This is a genomic window from Pseudomonas sp. B12(2026) (genome assembly GCF_057767015.1).
Genome location: NZ_CM173430.1, coordinates 1323379 through 1341652, shown reverse-complemented (window position 1 = coordinate 1341652; position 18274 = coordinate 1323379). Strand labels below are relative to the sequence as shown.

At 68.7% G+C, this 18274-nt stretch carries 17 protein-coding genes; 12 read left to right on the top strand and 5 right to left on the bottom strand.

Annotated elements, in window-relative coordinates:
• Positions 1–34: 34 nt before the first annotated feature.
• From AC3B6A_RS06300 to AC3B6A_RS06275, 6 genes are all read left to right on the top strand, one after another.
• On the top strand, positions 35–1198 hold the full coding sequence (locus tag AC3B6A_RS06300) for an isobutyryl-CoA dehydrogenase (RefSeq protein WP_488401433.1): 1164 nt from the start codon (positions 35–37) through the stop codon (positions 1196–1198).
• 224 nt (positions 1199–1422) lie between these two features.
• A complete protein-coding gene (locus AC3B6A_RS06295; protein WP_488401432.1) occupies positions 1423–2241 on the top strand; it encodes an enoyl-CoA hydratase in 819 nt (272 codons plus the stop codon).
• 10 nt (positions 2242–2251) lie between these two features.
• Complete coding sequence (dspII, locus tag AC3B6A_RS06290; protein WP_488401431.1) at positions 2252–3355, top strand: enoyl-CoA hydratase/isomerase DspII; 1104 nt, start codon at positions 2252–2254, stop codon at positions 3353–3355.
• 137 nt (positions 3356–3492) lie between these two features.
• Positions 3493–4377 carry a 3-hydroxyisobutyrate dehydrogenase gene (gene mmsB, locus AC3B6A_RS06285; protein WP_488401430.1) on the top strand — a complete coding sequence of 295 codons (885 nt, stop codon included), beginning with the start codon at positions 3493–3495 and terminating at the stop codon, positions 4375–4377.
• A gap of 70 nt (positions 4378–4447) precedes the next feature.
• Entirely contained in the window at positions 4448–5080 is a 633-nt protein-coding gene (locus AC3B6A_RS06280; RefSeq protein WP_488401429.1) for a potassium channel family protein, read from the top strand.
• A 282-nt stretch (positions 5081–5362) separates the two neighbouring features.
• Entirely contained in the window at positions 5363–5695 is a 333-nt protein-coding gene (locus tag AC3B6A_RS06275; protein ID WP_488401428.1) for a tryptophan synthase subunit beta, read from the top strand.
• Between the two features lie 691 nt (positions 5696–6386).
• Here AC3B6A_RS06275 and lapD read toward each other — a convergent pair.
• The 3 genes from lapD to sdsA1 form a co-directional block, all read right to left on the bottom strand.
• Positions 6387–8330 carry a cyclic di-GMP receptor LapD gene (gene lapD, locus AC3B6A_RS06270; RefSeq protein WP_488401427.1) on the bottom strand — a complete coding sequence of 648 codons (1944 nt, stop codon included), beginning with the start codon at positions 8328–8330 and terminating at the stop codon, positions 6387–6389.
• A 15-nt stretch (positions 8331–8345) separates the two neighbouring features.
• Positions 8346–8996 carry a cysteine protease LapG gene (gene lapG, locus AC3B6A_RS06265; RefSeq protein ID WP_488403531.1) on the bottom strand — a complete coding sequence of 217 codons (651 nt, stop codon included), beginning with the start codon at positions 8994–8996 and terminating at the stop codon, positions 8346–8348.
• A gap of 190 nt (positions 8997–9186) precedes the next feature.
• A complete protein-coding gene (gene sdsA1, locus AC3B6A_RS06260) occupies positions 9187–11160 on the bottom strand; it encodes a linear primary-alkylsulfatase SdsA1 (protein ID WP_488401426.1) in 1974 nt (657 codons plus the stop codon).
• A gap of 105 nt (positions 11161–11265) precedes the next feature.
• Between sdsA1 and AC3B6A_RS06255 the strand changes: the two genes are divergently transcribed.
• Positions 11266–12177 (top strand): LysR family transcriptional regulator, encoded by a 912-nt coding sequence (locus tag AC3B6A_RS06255; RefSeq protein ID WP_488401425.1) that lies wholly within the window; start codon positions 11266–11268, stop codon positions 12175–12177.
• A gap of 10 nt (positions 12178–12187) precedes the next feature.
• Here AC3B6A_RS06255 and AC3B6A_RS06250 read toward each other — a convergent pair whose 3' ends face one another.
• Complete coding sequence (locus AC3B6A_RS06250) at positions 12188–12370, bottom strand: hypothetical protein (RefSeq protein ID WP_488401424.1); 183 nt, start codon at positions 12368–12370, stop codon at positions 12188–12190.
• Positions 12371–12492: 122 nt separating this feature from the next.
• A complete protein-coding gene (locus tag AC3B6A_RS06245) occupies positions 12493–12747 on the bottom strand; it encodes a DUF1145 domain-containing protein (RefSeq protein ID WP_488401423.1) in 255 nt (84 codons plus the stop codon).
• 1170 nt (positions 12748–13917) lie between these two features.
• Here AC3B6A_RS06245 and AC3B6A_RS06240 point away from each other — a divergent pair.
• The 5 genes from AC3B6A_RS06240 to AC3B6A_RS06220 all read left to right on the top strand — a co-directional run bounded on the left by AC3B6A_RS06240 (position 13918) and on the right by AC3B6A_RS06220 (position 18086).
• A complete protein-coding gene (locus tag AC3B6A_RS06240; RefSeq protein WP_488401422.1) occupies positions 13918–14994 on the top strand; it encodes a DUF2157 domain-containing protein in 1077 nt (358 codons plus the stop codon).
• Positions 14991–15836 (top strand): DUF4824 family protein, encoded by an 846-nt coding sequence (locus AC3B6A_RS06235; protein ID WP_488401421.1) that lies wholly within the window; start codon positions 14991–14993, stop codon positions 15834–15836. The genes AC3B6A_RS06240 and AC3B6A_RS06235 overlap by 4 nt, the downstream gene beginning before the upstream one ends.
• A 91-nt stretch (positions 15837–15927) precedes the next feature.
• Positions 15928–16146, top strand: a complete 219-nt coding sequence (locus AC3B6A_RS06230; RefSeq protein WP_488401420.1) for a cysteine-rich CWC family protein — start codon at positions 15928–15930, stop codon at positions 16144–16146.
• Entirely contained in the window at positions 16146–16841 is a 696-nt protein-coding gene (locus tag AC3B6A_RS06225) for a pseudouridine synthase (RefSeq protein WP_488401419.1), read from the top strand. Before AC3B6A_RS06230 ends, AC3B6A_RS06225 begins: the two co-directional genes overlap by 1 nt.
• 192 nt (positions 16842–17033) lie before the next feature.
• On the top strand, positions 17034–18086 hold the full coding sequence (locus AC3B6A_RS06220; protein WP_488401418.1) for a L,D-transpeptidase: 1053 nt from the start codon (positions 17034–17036) through the stop codon (positions 18084–18086).
• Positions 18087–18274 lie beyond the last annotated feature (188 nt).

Sequence of the window (18274 nt, the reverse complement as noted above, 5' to 3'; positions counted from 1 at the left end):
GATGTGGCCGACAAGAACAAACAGAGGTAGCTGCATGCATTTCGATCTGTCCGAAGAACAACGCCTGCTGGTGGACAGCGCCCGCGCCTTCGCCAGCCGCGAACTGGCCCCCCACGCCGCCGACTGGGACCGCCAGCACCACTTCCCGGTGGAGGTGATCCGCCGCGCCGCCGAGCAGGGCTACCTGGGCCTCTACATCGCCGAGGACGACGGCGGCCTGGGACTCTCCCGCCTGTCCGCCTCGCTGATCTTCGAGCAGCTGGCCGCCGGCTGCGTCGCCACCACCGCCTACATCACCATCCACAACATGGCCACCTGGATGCTCGCCAGCTTCGGCGACGCCGCGCTCAAGGAGCAGTGGCTGCCGGGGATGATCGGCGGCGAACTGCTCGCCTCCTACTGCCTCACCGAGCCGGACGCCGGCTCCGACGCCGCGCACCTGCGCACCCGCGCGCGCCGCGACGGCGAGGAGTACGTGCTGGACGGCGCCAAGACCTTCATCTCCGGCGCCGGCTCGACCGACGTGCTGATCGTCATGGCACGCACCGGCGTGGACGGCGCCAAGGGCATCTCCTGCTTCCTGGTGCCGGCCAACGCCGAGGGCATCCGCTACGGGCGCAACGAGGACAAGATGGGCTGGAAGGCGCAGCCGACCCGCACCATCACCTTCGAGGGCGTGCGCATCCCCGCCGGCAACCGCATCGGCCCGGAAGGCCAGGGCTTCGTCTACGCCATGAAGGGCCTGGACGGCGGCCGCCTGAACATCGCCAGCTGTTCCCTCGGCGCGGCCCAGGCGGCGCTGGAGCAATCGCTGCGCTACGTCGAGGAGCGCAAGCAGTTCGGCAAGGCGCTGGCCGAGTTCCAGGCCCTGCAGTTCAAGCTCGCCGACATGCTCACCGACCTCACCGCCAGCCGGCAGATGGTGCGCCTGGCCGCCCACAAGCTGGACCACAAGGACGGCGAGGCGACGCTCTACTGCGCGATGGCCAAGCGCTTCGCCACCGACCGCTGCTTCGCCCTGTGCAACGAGGCGCTGCAGCTGCACGGCGGCTACGGCTACCTCAACGACTACCCGCTGGAGCGCTGGGTGCGCGACAGCCGCGTGCACCAGATCCTCGAGGGCACCAACGAGATCATGCGGGTGATCGTCGCCCGCCGCCTGCTGGAACAGGGCGGAATGCTGGATCGCTTGCTCTGATTTTTGCTGTAGGAGCGAGCTTGCTCGCGAACCAACCCCCGCAGCGGGGCGGGTTCGCGAGCAAGCTCGCTCCTACGAAGAACCCAGATCAAAAGCACTGGAAAAACCGCCCGCCTGCGCGGGCACAATCGAAACAGATCGGACATGGACGCGCCACGCCGCGCGCGCCTAGAGTCCAGGCACATGCGTCCGCCCCGCCGGCGGCACCGACAAGGAGATGCCCCATGAGCAATGCCCTCGAGCCCTACAAGCCCGGAGTCTTCGACCTGACCCACAAGCTGACGGTGGAAAAGCACGGCCACACCGCGCTGATCACCATCAACCACCCGCCGGCCAACACCTGGGACCGCGACTCGCTGATCGGCCTGCGCCAGCTCATCGAACACCTCAACCGCGACGACGACATCTACGCCCTGGTGGTGACCGGCCAGGGCCCGAAATTCTTCTCCGCCGGCGCCGACCTGAACATGTTCGCCGACGGCGACAAGGCCCGCGCCCGCGAGATGGCCCGGCGCTTCGGCGAAGCCTTCGAGGCCCTGCGCGACTTCCGCGGCGTGTCCATCGCCGCGATCAACGGCTACGCCATGGGCGGCGGCCTGGAATGCGCCCTGGCCTGCGACATCCGCATCGCCGAGCGCCAGGCGCAGATGGCCCTGCCGGAAGCCGCCGTGGGCCTGCTGCCCTGCGCCGGCGGCACCCAGGCGCTGGCCTGGATGGTGGGCGAAGGCTGGGCCAAGCGCATGATCCTCTGCGGCGAGCGCGTCGACGCCGACACCGCGCTGCGCATCGGCCTGGTCGAGCAGGTGGTGGACACCGGCGAGGCCCGTGGCACCGCCCTGCTGCTGGCCTCCAAGGTCGCCCGCCAGAGCCCGGTGGCGGTACGCACCATCAAGCCGCTGATCCAGGGCGCCCGCGAACGCGGCCCGAGCACCTGGCTGCCGGAAGAGCGCGAGCGCTTCGTCGACCTGTTCGATGCCGACGACACCCGCGAAGGCGTCAACGCCTTCCTGGAAAAGCGCGAACCGCACTGGCGCAACCAGTAAGGGGCCGGCCATGAACGTGATCTTCGAAGAGCGCCCCGGCCTGCACGGTTTCCGTGTCGGCGTCGCCACCCTCGATGCCGAGAAGAGCCTGAACGCCCTGAGCCTGCCGATGATCGAGGCGCTGAGCCATCAGCTGGGCGTCTGGAAGGACGACCCGCAGATCGCCTGCGTGGTGCTGCGCGGCAACGGCGGCAAGGCCTTCTGCGCCGGCGGCGACGTGCGCAAGCTGGTCGACGCCTGCCGCGAGCAGCCCGGCGAGGTTCCCGGCCTCGCCCGCCGCTTCTTCGCCGACGAATACCGCCTCGACTACCTCATCCACAGCTACCCCAAACCGCTGATCTGCTGGGCCCACGGCTACGTGATGGGTGGCGGCATGGGCCTGATGCAGGGCTCCGGGGTGCGCATCGTCACGCCGTCCACCCGCCTGGCCATGCCGGAAATCAGCATCGGCCTGTACCCGGACGTCGGCGCCAGCTGGTTCCTCGCCCGCCTGCCCGGCCGCCTCGGCCTGTTCCTCGGCCTGACCGCCACGCAGATGAACGCCCGCGACGCGCTGGACCTGGACCTGGCCGACCGCTTCCTGCTCGACACCCAGCAGGACGACCTGCTCGAAGGCCTGGTGCAGCTGAACTGGCGCGAACAGGCCGACGTGCAGCTGCACAGCCTGCTGCGCGCGCTGGAGCACGAGGTCCGCGGGGAACTGCCGCAGGCCCAGCTGCTGCCGCGCCGCGAACGCATCGACGCCCTGCTGGACTGCGCCAACGTGGTCGAAGCCTGGCACGCGCTGGCCCCGCTCACCGAGGACAGCGACGCGCTGATCGCCCGGGGCGCGAAGACCCTGGTCTCCGGCAGCCCGCTGACCGCCCGGCTGGTCTGGGAACAGATCCGCCGCGCGCGCCATCTGTCGACCGCCGAAGTGTTCCGCATGGAATACGCGATGAGCCTGAACTGCTGCCGCCACCCGGAATTCCCCGAAGGCGTGCGCGCCCGGCTGATCGACAAGGACAACGCCCCGCACTGGCACTGGCCGGAGATCGCTGCCATACCTGATGCAGTGGTGAATGCGCACTTCGACGCGACCTGGGAGGGCGGGCATCCGCTGGCGGACCTCTGATCCGCCGCCTGCGTCCTCTTTTGTAGGAGCGAGCTTGCTCGCGAACGAACCCCGCTGCGGGGCTGTTCGCGAGCAAGCTCGCTCCTACAGGTACCTGCCAGCGTGGAGTGCCTGCCGTTCGACAGGAGGAAACCAGCATGCAAACCATCGCCTTCATCGGCCTCGGCCACATGGGCGCGCCCATGGCGTCCAACCTGATCAAGGCCGGCTACCTGCTGCGCGTGTTCGACCTGGTGCAGAGCGCCATCGACGGCCTGGTCGCCCAGGGCGCCAGCGCCACGCGCAGCGCCCATGACGCGGTCGACGGCGCCGATGTGGTGATCACCATGCTGCCGGCCAGCCAGCACGTCGAAGGGCTTTACCTGGGCGCCGACGGCCTGCTCGGCCATATCGTGCCCGGCACCCTGGTGCTGGAATGCTCCACCATCGCCCCCGCCTCCGCGCGCAAGGTCCACCAGGCGGCCGCCGAGCGCGGCATCCCGATGCTCGACGCGCCGGTCTCCGGCGGCACCGGCGGGGCCATCGCCGGCACCCTGACCTTCATGGTCGGCGGCGACGCCGAGGTGCTCGAACGCGCCCGCCCGGTGTTCTCCGCCATGGGCCGCAACATCTTCCACGCCGGCGGCGACGGCGCCGGCCAGGTGGCCAAGGTGTGCAACAACCAGTTGCTCGCGGTGCTGATGATCGGCACCGCCGAATCCCTCGCCCTGGGCGCCGCCAACGGGCTCGACCCGGTGGTGCTGTCGGAGATCATGCGCCGCAGCTCAGGCGGCAACTGGGCGCTGGAGGTGTACAACCCCTGGCCCGGCGTGATGGAGAACGCCCCCGCCTCGCGCGGCTACACCGGCGGCTTCATGGCCGCGCTGATGACCAAGGACCTGGGGCTTGCGCAGGAGACCGCGCAGGTCAGCGGCAACAGCACGCCGATGGGCAGCCTGGCCCTGGCGCTGTACCGGCTGCTGGTCAAGCAGGGCCACGGCGAACAGGACTTCTCGGTGGTGCAGAAGCTCTTCGATTCCTGAGGGCCGACGGGCTGGCGCAACGGCAGTCTCGGCTAGACTGGGACACTCCGAGTCCGCCGAGTCGCACCTTTTGAAAAGCCTGCTGCTGGATTGCCGCTTCCGTCTGCTGCTGGGCAGTACCGTGCTGGTCATGGCGGTACTCGCCTTCCCCTCCCCGCCACTGCCACTGGCCCTCGGCAGCCTGCTGCTGATGGTGCTGGCGGCGCTCAACGCGCTGCGCAGCCAGAGCCGCCTGTTTCCGGTGATCAGCCTGGCGGGCATCGTCAGCCTGTGCATGCTGTTCGTTCCGGACGACTGGAACCTGCGCCCGTTCCTCCAGCAGGGCATCGCGCAGATGTGCTTCTACCTGCTGCTGGTGGTGGCGCTGTTCCGCCGCGTCACCCAGGAGCGGCCGGTCACCGGCGAACTGCTGTACGGCCTGTGCTCGCTGTACCTGAATTTCGTCCTGCTCTTCGCCCTGGCCTACAACCTGATCGAGCAGACCTGGCCCGGCAGCTTCACCGGAAACCGCCCGCTGCAGCTGGACAGCTTCGTCTACCTGAGCATGATCACCCTGACCACCATCGGCTACGGCGATATCGCCCCCATACGGCCACTGGCCCGCCTGCTGGCGGGCAGCGAAGCCATCATGGGCGCGCTGTTCATCGCCCTGGCGGTGGCGCGGGGCCTGAACCTGCTGAGTGACCAGCAGGATCGGGCGTGAGGCTAGGCTGAGCGGTGCGTGCCGGGGCGTGGGTTTATCGCCGGCGGCCTGCGCCGGCGATGACGCAGCGTCGAGTTCCGTCAGCGCGCCGACCTGAACGCCTGCGGCGGGATCGTCAACGAACGGGTGGCGGGGGCCGGTCCGGTGGTCAAGACTGAGCATCACTGATCCCTCGCCACCGCCGGGCGGCGAACGGCTCAGGCTCCACCATCACGCCCGTGGCGCCATCCTCCGGGGTTGTTCCACGGACGTACTTCCACTTCCGACAATGGGGACGGTCAGATGCTGTACATCCAGCGCAACGCCGAGGGAAAACTGGCGCGCGTCGAAGACGCCGAATTCGACGGGATGACCGGCGCGCTGCCGGCCGACCACCCGGACATCCTGGCCTGGCAGGCCGCCGAGAGCAGCCTGCTGCATCTCAAGCAGAGCGACCTGGACATGATCCGGGTGCTGGACGACCTGATTTCGGTGCTGATCGCCAAGGGCGTCATCCGCATCACCGACCTGCCGCCGGCGGCGCGCTCCAAGCTGCTCAACCGCACCCAGGCCCGCGAGGCCCTGGGCGGGCTGACCCGGCTGATCAATGACGACGAGGAAGCGGGGCTGCTCTGAGGCTCGGTTTCGATGGTACGGAAGCACGGCCGACGCCACCGCCGGTGCAACGCTGTTTCCGTAGCGAGCTTGCTCGCGAACCCGCCTGACGCCGGCCCTGCCGGCGGATCGCGGACAAGGTCCGCTCCTACGCTTCGGACCGGCCGCTTTCGTAGGAGCGGAGCTTCTCCGCGATGCTTTTGATCGGGCGTTTCCGCGCCGCTTCGGTGTGTGCTGAGCGATTGGGTTTCGCCCTCCCGGGCGAGTCCCTTTTGGGGCCCCAAAAGGAACCAAAAGGGCCCGTCCCGACATCCGGGTCTTCGCTTCGCTCAGACTGCCCTCGCTCCGGCATTGCTCCGAGGGTCGGCTTGCAAGGGCCGTCCCTGGCCCTTCAAGCCTCTCGCGGCATCCATGCCGCTCGCCCCTCTGCGCAATACCTCCACTCGGCCTCCTGACGGGACTCTGCGCGCGCCTGCAATTTCGGTGTGACAGGCAGAGCCAGGGCTGAAGGATCTCTCTTCGTAGGATGGCGTGGAGCGAAGCGATACCCATCAGGGTGGATAACGCTATGAAGAGCATCGCGGACGGAGGCTAGGCGCCCCCGTCTCTCCTACGAAAGCCGATCTCACCGTGGGAGCGGACTTCGTCCGCGATCAGCCGCGGTTCGCGAGCAAGCTCGCTCCTACGAAGAGCGAAGGGCAGAAGCCCGCGATCACCACGGCGCCGGGGCGCCGAGCAGTTGTCCCTGCGCGCCCTGGATCCCCATCTCGCGCAGCACGCGGAATTCGCCTTCGGTCTCCACCCGCTCGGCGATCAGCGGCAGGTCGATGCTGTGCGCGGCGCGTTGCATGGCTTCGATGAACAGGCGCTTGTCGTTCTCCTGGTCGATGGCGCGGATGTGGCTGCCGTCCACCTTCAGGTAGGCCAGGCCCAGTCGGGCCAGGTTGCCGATCATGCTGAAGCGCCCGCCGAAATGCTGCAGGCTCAGGCCGTAGCCCAGCTCGCGCAGGCGGCGGGTCAGGGCTTCGAGCACCGGCTGGGGCGGCAGCTGGTCTTCCTCCAGCTCCAGGGTCAGGCGGCCGGCGAACTGCGGATGCTGCCGCAGCAGGTCGAACACCCGGGTGGTCGCCCACTCGTCGCGCAGCAGCGCCGCCGACAGGTTCAGCGCCAGTGGCCGGTCGTGGCGGGCGAGGTCGGCGAGCACGCTTTCCAGCATCAGCAGGTCGAGCCGCGCGGTCCAGCCGAAGCGGTCCAGCCAGGGCAGGAAGCGCCCGGCGGCGATGTGCCCGCCCTGCCCGTCCGGCAGGCGCGAGAGGACCTTGTAGTGCAGCACCCGCTGCGGATCGGCGCAGGCCACCACCGGCTGGAAATACAGCTGGAAACGCTTGCGCACCAGGGCCTCGTCCAGCAGTTGGTGCCAGGCGTGGCGCTCCTCGGCGACCGGGCTCGCCCCGCCTTGCAGGAACGCCCAGCAGCGCTCGTCCGAGCGCTCGGCCAGCGCCAGCGCTTCATCGGCGCGCACCAGCAGCGCCTGCGCCGATTCGCCGGAAGCGAAGGGCACCAGCCCCAGGCTCGCCACCGGGCTCACGTCGCTGGCGCCGGTGCTGGCCAGGGCGGCGAGCATGCTCTCCAGGCGCATCGCCAGGGCCGGCGCCTCCTCGGGCATCAGCCCCGGCGCCAGCATGACGAACTCGCCGCCGCGGCTGCGCGCCAGGGTCAGGCCGCTGCCCAGGCCCTGCGCGGCCAGGCGCAGCTGGTCGGCCACGGCCTTGAGCAACTGGTCGACATGCTGGCCGCCCAGGCGCTGGTTCAGGCCGGCCAGGTCGCGCACCCGCAGGACCAGCAGCAGGCCGCAGCCGACCTGGTCCTCGGCGCTCAGCCGCGCCTGCAGGCGCAGGTCGAAGAAACGCCGGTTGCCCAGGCCGGTCAGGCTGTCCTGGTAGGCCTCGTCGCGCAGCCGCTCGCTGCGTTCGGCCTGTTCCCGGAACAGCGCCTTGAGCTTCTCCGCCATCTGGTTCATCGCCTGCACCACGCGGCGCAGCTCGGGCGTGCGCGGCAGTTCCGGCACGCTGAGGAATTCGCGGCGGGCGATGGCGTGGGACTGTTCCACCATGTAGTCCAGCGGCTTCAACTGGCGGCGCAGCAGGGCCGCCCCGAGCACGCCGCTGGCGAGGCAGCACAGCGCCAGCCAGAGCAGGCTGCCCAGCGCGCCCTGCCAAAGCCTGGCGATGGCGAACTGCGGGTGGCTCTGCACCTCGACCCGCGCCGCCTGGGTCCAGCCGCGGCTGACGATGGCGTCACCGCCGGCCGGATGCAGGTCGACCAGCGCCACGAACCACTGCGGCACCCGGGCCGCCACCGCGTCCGGCACGCCGGTGCGCTCGGCGATCACCTTGCCGCCGGCCAGGTCGACCACGCGGATGCTCTCGAAGTAGCCGCTGTCGAAGATCGAGCTGACCATCAGCTCGACCATCGCCGGATCGTCGATGGCCGGCGCCAGCGACAGCCCCAGCGCCGTCGCCGCATCCTGGGCGTGGGAGCGCAGCTGGTTGACGTACTGCTCGCGGGAGCTTTCCAGGCTGACCATGAAGCTGCCGCTGAAGGCGATCACCAGGAACAGGCAGATGGCGATGAGCAATTGCTTGAACAGGGACATCGTGTCTCCACGCTCTCATTCGTTCAGGGGAAAGCCTTCGGCTTGCATCTTCTTCAGCAGGTCCTGCCAGCGCGACAGCCGCTTGCTGTCGCCGACCTGCTTGCCGCCGCCGGCGTTGGCCAGCCACAGGCCCTCGCCGTTGAAGGCGTACACCGGCTGCAGGTCGGTGCGCTGGCTGGCCGGCAGGATGCTGCCGATCAGGTTGTCCAGCACCAGCGGCTCCGCATCGGGTCGGGGGTAGTAGGTCAGCACCATGTGCGCCTGGTTCAGGCGCAGCGCCTTGACGTAGGTGATGCGCAGCTTCTGCGCCGGCACGCCGAGATGGCGCAGGCTGATGTACTTGGCGATGGCGAAGTCCTCGCAATCGCCGGCGCCCTTGAGCAGCGCCTCCACGGGCGTGGCCCAGTAGTCCACTTCACCCCACAGGCCGATGTCGTCGGTGAAGCGCAACTGCGCATTGAAGAAGCGGTTGACCGCCTGCAACTGCTCGCGCTCGGGCAGGCCCGCGGCGTCCCTGAGCGACTGCTGCCAGGCCGCGATGCGCGCCCGCCCCTCGCCAGGAGGTCCGTAGAGCGACTCGGCGCGCCGGGCGATCAGGCCGAAGTCCCACGCCTGCGGCTGCGCCCCGGCCAGCGCGGCGAGCGACACCGCCAGCGCCAGGAGCAGGGCTCCGGGCCGAAAACGGCGCAACGCACGGATGGAACGGCTGGACACGATCGCGACTTCTCGGCTGCGATAGCGCACGCCTCGCTTGGCGTACGCCGGGACGGCATGGTGCAAGCTGGTCGCGGAAAAAACAATGGCACGGTGCGATCAGCGCAGCGTGCCAGAGCCGGCGGGCGGGAATGGGGCGGAATCAGCTCTTCCGCGGCGGCGTGACGATGTCGAACCAGAATTCGGGCTCGTCGAGCATGCCGAACAGCTTCGCCAGCAGCAGCGGATTGCCGGAGCTCCTGAGCTTGCCCTCGAACACCAGGCGCACCGGCGAGACTTCCTTGAGCAGCAGGCGGTTGAGGTCGGCGCGGTCGATGGTGACAGTCTGCCCGGCGCTCTCGCTCCGCACGCCCCTGATGTTGTTCAGGTGCGAGTTCTTCAGCTCCAGCAGGTACTGCTCGCCGCGGTCCGGCAACAGCAGGTTGATGCTCAGGTCCTCGCCCTCGGCCTTCTGCGCGTTCAGGCGCACGCCGAGGTAGTCGAACAGCAGGCCGGTATCCATCGCCGCCAGGGCGTCGGCGCTGGTCACCCGCAGCGACGGCTGGTCACGCGGCACGCCGTTGCGCAGCTCCTGCGCCGCCACCAGGTAGCTGTTGCGCCAGCCGGCGTTCTCCGCCTGGTAGCCGAGCTGCTCCAGGGCGTCGGCCTGCAGGGCGCGGGCGGCCTGGTTGGACGGGTCGGCGAAGACCAGCTTGTTGACCACCTCGACCACCCAGCGGTACTCGCCCTTGTCGAACGAAGCCTTGGCCATCTGCAGCAGATGCTCGGCGCCGCCCATGAATGCCACGTACTTCTGCGCCGAATCCTCCGGCGCCAGCGGATCGAGGGTCGCCGGGTTGCCGTCGTAGTAGCCCAGGTACTTGTTCACCACCGCCCGCACGTTGTGGCTGACGCTGCCGTGGTAGCCACGGTTGTACCACTCGTTGGCCAGCTCCGGCGGCACCCGGAAGCGTTCGTGGATCTGGTTGATGGTCACGCCCTGGTTGGCCAGGTAGAGGGTCTGGTCATTGAGGTAGCCGTACATGTCGCGCTGCTTCTCCAGGGTGCGGACGATGTCCTCGTGCCCCCAGCGCGGCCAGTTGTGCACGGCGAACAGCACCTCGGCCTGCTCGCCGAAACGGTGCAGCGCCTCGTTGATGTACTTGCTCCAGCCCAGCGCATCGCGGGTCTCGGCGCCGCGCAGGGTGTAGAGGTTGTGCAGCGTGCCGGTGACGTTCTCGGCCATCAGCAGCGCCTTCTGCTGCGGCAGCCAGATGTTCATCTCCGCCGGCGACTCGGTGCCCGGGGTGTTCTGGAAGGTGACGGGCACGCCGTCGACCTCCAGTTCCTGCAGGTCGCCCTCGATCAACTTCGTCGGCGCGAGGATGCTCAACGGCCCGCGCGCCACGCCCTTGCCGATGGCCATGTCGACCTGGCCCTGCTCGCCCTTGGGCAGCAGGGTGCCGTACTGGTAGGTGGCGCGGCGGATCATGGCGTTGCCGGCGAGCACGTTCTCCTTGATCGCCGCTTCCATGAAGCCCTTGGGCGCGATGATCTGCACCTCGCCCTTGTCGACCTGCTGCTGGCTCACCAGCCCCTTCACCCCGCCGAAATGGTCGACATGGGCGTGGCTGTAGATCACCGCGCGGATCGGTTTCTGCCCCAGTTCCTGGCTCACCAGCGCATAGGCGGCCTTCGCGGTCGCCGGGGTGGTCAGGGTGTCGATGACGATCCAGCCGCTCCTGCCCTCGACGAAGGTGATGTTGGCCAGGTCGAAGCCGCGCACCTGGTAGATGCCGTCGGCGACCTTGTACAGGCCGTACTTCAGGTTCAGCAGGGCCTGGCGCTGCAGGCTCGGGTTGATGCTGTCGATGTCCTTGCCGGCATCGAGGAAGTCGTAGCCGCCCAACTGCCAGGCGATGCTGCCGTCTTCGTTCCGGATCAGCAGGTTCTCCGGGCGCTTGATCAGCCCCTTTTCCACGCGGTCGAAGTCGGCGCGGTCGGCGAACGGCAGCGACTCGCGCACCTTCTGCTGGGCGGCGACAGTGAGCCTGGTGGGCGGCTTGGGCTGCTCGGCGGCGGCGAGCAGGCCCGGGCAGAGGCTGGCCAGCAGCACGGCCAGGGAAAGACGGGTCATGGGGAGCTCCGGTTCTTGTTGTTGGTCTGGAACGGCTCGCACTATGGCCGACAATCTGGCGATAATTCCAATGCATTCCTCACCAATAATTAATGCAGTAAGCGCATGAGCGACCTACGCCAACTCCGTCATTTCATCGCCCTGGCCGAACACGGCCATTTCGCCCGCGCCGCCGACGCGGTGAGCCTCAGCCAGCCGGCGCTGTCGCGCAGCATCCAGGCCCTGGAGGGCCAGCTCGGCTGCCAGTTGGTCGACCGCAACCCGCGCGGGGTGACGCTCACCGCCCACGGCCGGCTGGTGCTGGAACACGCCCGCCGGCTGCTGGCCGGCAGCCGGGCGCTGAAGAACGCGGTGCTGCAGCTGGGAGACCTGGAAACCGGCGAACTGCGCCTGGGCGCCGGCCCCTTCCCCGCCGCGCGGCTGATGCCGCAGGCGCTGGCGCGCTACAGCCGCGCGCACCCGAAGGTGTCGGTGCTGCTGTCCATCGAGAACTGGAGCGAGCTGCACCAGCGCCTGCTGGACGACGAGCTGGAACTCTTCATCGCCGACTACCGCGAACTGGAAGGCGACAGCCGCCTCGACATCCTGCCGCTGCGGGTGCACCACAGCGTGCTGTTCTGCCGGCCGGACCATCCCCTGCTCAATGCCGGCCCGTCGATCGAGCGCCTGCTCGACTACCCGCTGGCCGGCCCGCGCCTGCCGCGCGACGCCCACGAAGGGCTGGCGCGCAGCCTCGGGCGCGAGCAGCCGCTGAGCGTGCAATGCGATGACGTGTTGATGCTCAAGGAACTGGTGAAAGGCAGCGACGTGCTCTGCCTGGCCACCTGGGACGTGGTGGCGGAGGACGTACAGGCCGGGCGCCTGGCGGTTCTACCCTGGCCCAGCGGCAGCGACGCCGCCGAACGCGGCTCCGCCTACGGCCTGGTACGCCACGCCAGCCGCAGCCTGTCGCCCGCGGCCAGCCGGTTCGTCGAGTTGTTGCGGGAAGAGGACGCGGCGTTCCACGCCGCGCCCTGACGGTCCGGGCTCAGCGGCGCCAGCCGTCGTAGCGATCACGGTCGTGGTCGCGGTCGTGGTAGTCCCGGCGGTAATCGCGGTGCGGGCGGTCATTCCAGTCGCGGTCATGCCAGCCGCGATCGTGGTCGTGCTCGTGGATCACGCAACCGGTCAACGGAAGGATGAGCAGTACAGCAGCAAAAATGCGACGCATGGCGCCTCCTGAAACGAGCCGGCCGCCCTGCCGGATTGCGGGGCGATACTTCTTCCGGTCTCGCAGGATCAGACATCCACGTCGGACGTCGGTGCCGCGCCGCAAGGTAAAGCTTTTGTAAATCAGCCGTTTACCGTTTCCAGACGGCGCTGGCGGCGGCTCTGCAGGTGCAGTACGCCGAACAGCAGGACCTGTATCTTCTCCCCCCACGAACGGCGCCGCGCCAGCAGCAGTACCTCGCCGGCGTGCACCAGCAGCACGCCGGATGCCCAGAGCAGCGGGCGATGCAGTTCGCCGAACGGGTAAGCGAGGTTGAGGATGGCGGCGAGCCAGAACATGGCCAGCGCGCCCTTGGCGAAACTCAGCAATTCGGACATGAGGGGGTTCCTTGTTGGAAGGTCGGAGCAGTCTGCCGTCCGGCGCGGGCCGGGCGCTCCTGCCTTTCGACTGGCGGCGCGTCCGGCGTCGACCTTGTTCGTGAGGGCAATGAAATGGACTCATCCCTATCCCTCCTACGGCGTTTATTCGCTGCTTCGGTGTGAGCTGAGAGGTGATGTAAGCCGCTGTCTTGCTCGGTGTTCATGCGCCGCTTCGGCGTGTGCTGGGACTTCTTGTTTCGCCCCCTCGGGCGACCTCCTTTGGCAAACGCCCCAAAGGAGGCAAAGGTCTGTGCCCCATCATCCGGCCCCGGCTTCGCCGGGGTTCCCTCGCTCCATCGGAGTTTCAGGGGCCCGCGTTGACGGGCCATCCCTGGCCCGACAACGCTCTCGCGGCATCCATGCCGCTCGACCCCTGAAACTCCGATTCCACTCGGCCTCCTGAAGGGGCGCTCCGGCGCGTGCGGATATTCCTCTGGAAGTCCTCAAGAGCCAAAGCCTAAGGCACAGCGCGCCCGGGATTTGCTCGTGTAGGAGCGGACCTTGTCCGCGATCAGCCCCGTTCAAGAGCTTCGCGGACAAGGTCCGCTCCTACAAAAGCCGCCCCCACCACGATGGGTATCGCTTCGCTCCACGCCATCCTACGACGCGCAAATCCTTCAGCCGCTGCTCTGCCTGTCACACCGAAACTGCAGGCGCGCGCAGAGTCCCGTCAGGAGGCCGAGTGGAGGTATTGCGCAGAGGGGCGAGCGGCATGGATGCCGCGAGAGGCTTGAAGGGCCATGGATGGCCCTTGCAAGCCGACCCTCGGAGCGATACCGGAAGGAGGGAAACGGAGCGAAGCGTAGTAACAGCCGAAGGCTGGCCCGAAGGGTGAGCGCAGCGAATCAGTCTGAGCGAAGCGAAGACCCGGATGTCGGGACGAGTCCTTTTGGTTCCTTTTGGGACGCCAAAAGGGACTCGCCCGGGAGGGCGAAACAAGAAGTCTCAGCACACGCCGAAGCGGCGCATACACACCCAAACAAGAACAAAAGGTATCGCGGACGAAGTCCGCTCCTACGGTAGCGACCTGCCGTGGAGCGGGCCTCGTTCACCAAACCTGCCACGTCAATGGAACGCCACCCCGGTTACGGCTAGAGTCCGATCAATCCCCAGCCGCAAGGACCGGCCATGCCCGAGCTCAGCCACCAGCAGGCGCAGCGACGCGTCGATGACATCCTCGCCTTCGAACGCGAACTCGCACGCCTGAGCGACGAGGGCGCCCTCGGCCTCGATGCCGCGCAACGCGAACGCCTGCACCAGCACCAGCAACGCCTGCTCGCCGACTACCGCGCACGCTTCGACATCGACCGCGACAGCCAGGACCACCGCCTGTCCCTGGGCATGCGCATCGCCTCCTTCCTCGGTGCGCTGGCCCTGGCGGCCAGCCTGTTCTTCCTCTTCTACCAGTTCTGGGGCCTGTTCGCGGAAACCGCGCAGGTCGCCATCCTCATCGCCGCCTCGCTCGGCAGCCTGCTGCTGACCCTCGCCCTGCAGCGCCGCGACGCCTCCGGCTACTTCGCCAAGCTCGCCGCCATGCTGGCCTTCGCCTGCCTGGTGCTGAACACCGTGATGGTCGGGCAGATCTTCAACATCACGCCCTCGGACAAGGCGCTGCTGCCCTGGGCCGCCTACGCGCTGCTGCTGGCCTACACCTGCAACGCCCGCCTGCTGCTGGCCACCGCGCTGATCTGCGTGATGGGCTACGTCGCCGCGCGGGTCGGCACCTGGAGCGGCGTGTACTGGCTGGACGTGGGCGAGCGCCCGGAGAACTTCTTCCCCGCCGCCCTGCTGATCTTCCTCGCGCCCTCCCTGATCGGCCAGGGACGCTTCGACGGCTTCGCCACGATCTACCGGGTGTTCGGCCTGCTCGGGCTGTTCCTGCCGATGCTGGTGCTGGCCAACTGGGGCGGCGGCAGCTACCTGCCGCTGGGCTACGCCACGGTGGAAAACCTCTACCAGGTGCTCGGCTTCGTCGCCTCGGCGCTGGTCATCTGGCTCGGCGCGCGCCGCGAGTGGCCGGAGGTGGTGAACACCGGGCTGACCTTCTTCGTGGTGTTCCTCTACACCAAGTTCTTCGACTGGTGGTGGGCGGTGATGCCCAAGTACCTGTTCTTCCTCGTGCTCGGCCTGTGCGCGGTGCTGATCCTGCTGGTCCTGCGCCGCCTGCGCAGCGCCCACGGCCTGCTCGGAGGGAACCAGCCATGAACTGGACCCGCACCCATGCGCTGCTCGGCGGCGTCGGGCTGATCCTGCTGGTCAACGCCGTGGCCCTGGGCGGCGTAGCCTGGAACCGTTCCGGCGCGCCGGACAGCCAGCCGCGCCTGAGCCAGCGCGAGCTGGGCCACAACAGCTCCTGGCACAACGAGAACAGCGGCCTGAGCCTGCGCCTGAATTGGCGCTTCCCCAGCGAAGACGAGGGCGCCGGCCCGCACAGCCGCGCCTGGGAACCGCGGATCAGCGCCCGGCAGATGGCCGGGCTGGGCTTCCGCATGCCCGGGCAGGTGGACGATGAGAGCGCCCGCCAGTTCGACCGCCAGCAATCACGCGCCGCCCTGCTGGTGCTGGAACTGGACGGCCCGCTGTACCAGCGCGAACTGCAGCTGGCGCGCAAGCGCCTGGACGCCGCGCAACAGGCCGCCGCCGCGGCGCCGGGCAACCAGAACCTGGCCTATGAACTCAAGGACAGCCGGAACGCCCTGAAAAGCGAGGAAAAGTACGCCACCCGCCTGCTGCTCAAGGACGTCGGCCTCGACCGGCAGGCCCTGCGCCAGCGCTACCCGGACCGCCAGCGCTACCTGATCGTCCAGGGCCGGGTGCGGCCGATCTCGCTGCTGCACGAGCACATCTGGACCCTCGGCGGCACCGCCAGCTCCCTGGGCGTGGACGGCATCAACGTGCCGCACCGCTGGCAGCAGGTGCTGGAGGAGCAAAGCTGGCAGGCGGACGAGGACCGCGAGCGAATGCAGCGCTTCGTCGCCGACGTCGCCTTCGGCCAGCGCCTGGAACCCTGGATCGAACGCATCGACGTCGCCCCGCCGCGGCCCTGACCGGGAGCCGCGCGCCGATCCGAATCCGCTTGCGCCAGAAGCCTGCGCGCTGCACCCTGTGCGCCCGCATCACACCCGCCCTGATCCGGCCATGAACGACGTCACCCCCGATCCCAGCCGCTGCCCGCTCTGCGGCCAGTCCAACCGCTGCACCCAGGCCGACCCGGCTCTGCAAGGCCAGGCCTGCTGGTGCTTCGACACGCCCATCGAGCGCAATGCCCTGGAGCGCATTCCGCCCGAGTCGGTCGACCGCGCCTGCCTCTGCCCGCGCTGCGCGGCAGGCCTGAAGGACAGCGACGGAAACGCCTGATGCGCCTGGACCGCTTCATCGCCAACCTGCCCCGTTTCAATCGCCAGCAGGCCCGCCAGTGGCTTGCCGAAGGCCGCCTGCGCGTGGATGGCCAGGTGGTGCGCGACGGCCGTCACGAAGTGCGCGAATTCAGCCGGGTGGAGCTGGACGACGAACTGCTGCAGGCCGGCAAGCCGGCCCGCTACTTCATGCTGCACAAGCCTGCCGGCTGCGTCAGCGCCACCCGCGATGCCGAGCACCGTACCGTGCTCGACCTGCTGGACGAGCCGGACAAGCACGAACTGCACATCGGCGGCCGCCTGGACTACAACACCACCGGCCTGCTGCTGATCACCAACGACGGCCAGTGGTCGCGGCGCATGACCCTGCCGGGGCGCAAGCTGCCCAAGGTCTACTACGTCGAGACCGAAGAACCGATCGGGGCGCACTACGCGCAGACCTTCGAGCAGGGGCTGTACTTCGCCTTCGAAGACCTCACCACCCTCCCCGCCCAACTGGAAATCCTCGCCCCGCGCGCGGCGCGCCTGACCCTGCACGAAGGCCGCTACCACCAGGTCAAGCGCATGTTCGGCCACTTCCAGAACAAGGTGACCCGCCTGCACCGCGAGCGCATGGGCAGCCTGAGCCTCGACCCCGCCCTGGCGCCAGGGCAGTACCGCGCGCTGACGGCGCGGGAGATCGCCGAGCTGGGCTGAGCACCCACCACCGCGCAGGAGCGGGCTTGCTCGCGCCCCCGTTTACCCAGGTCCTGCGCACACCGCCGGAAGCGCTTCGCGGGCAGGCCCGCTCCTGCAACCCCGGACAGTCCCGAGCCGTTCAGCCCGGCAGTTTGCAGCCGCCGCCGGGGCTTGGCTAAGCTCCAGCCAACCCCGTCCCAAGGAAAGCTGATGAAGAGACTGTCGGTCGCCCTGCTGCTGGCCCTGTGCACCAGCTTCGCCGTCGCCACCCCGAGCAAACCCTCGCCGCTCTCGGACCTGCAGGCGGCGCTGAAGACGCTCAAGCCCGGCCAGTACCTCTGGTACCCGGAAATCTCCCCGGCCGGCCCGGTGACCCTGGTGGTCAGCCTCACCGAACAGCGCGTCTACGTGTACCGCAACGGCATCGCCATCGGCGTGGCCACCGTCAGCACCGGCAAGAAGGGCAAGGAAACCCCCACCGGCGTGTTCACCATCCTGCAGAAGAAGGTCGAGCACCAGTCCGACCTCTACAACAGCGCGCCCATGCCCTACATGCAGCGCCTGACCTGGGACGGCATCGCCCTGCACGCCGGCAACCTGCCCGGCTACCCGGCCTCCCACGGCTGCATCCGCCTGCCCATGTCCTTCGCCAGGAAGCTCTACGACGTCACCGGTTTCAGCTCCACCACCGTGATCATCTCCGACGCCAGGAGCGCGCCCGTGGAGGTCTACCACCCCGGCCTGCTCGCCCCCATCGTCAGCGACGGCCGCGCCACCGGCCCGCACGACGACAGCGGCATGGTGGTGCCGTTCTGGAGCGATCCGGGCGAGGAGAAAGGCCCGCTCTCGGTGCTGATCAGCCGCGCCGACCGCCGCGCCTACGTCTACCGCGGCGGCCTGCAGATCGGCACCGCCCCGGTGGCCTTCGAGCATCCCGAGGAAAGGACCGGCGTCGCCGCCTTCTCGCTGCTGGAGAAGCCGACCCAGACGCAGATCGACAGCCAGCGTCCCAACCTGCGCTGGACCACCGTGCAGGTCAGCGACCCGGAGCGGGGCCTGACGCCCGCCGAGCAGCTGGGCAAGTTCAGCATGGACCGCGACTTCCTGCGCAGCCTGCTGGCCAGCATGGATGTCGGCAGCACCCTGATCATCACCGACCTGCCGTCCACCCGCTCCACGCGCAGCAACCCGGACTTCACGGTGATCACCACCAACGACCGGCAGGCGGAACAGAAGCCGGTCAAGGACCAGCCGCTTCACTGACGCCATGGCGCGGCGCATAGCTTTCGCGTGCGCCGCCCCGATGCCCCGATCGGCGGCGGGCGTCGAAAAACCTCGAAACAGCGCCTGCTCCGGCAATCCCGGCAATCGCTTCGAGGGCCCGGCCTTCCTGCGCCTGACGGGGTTCCAGGGCGTCAGGCCGGCATGTTTGCCGACAGGCGGGATAGACA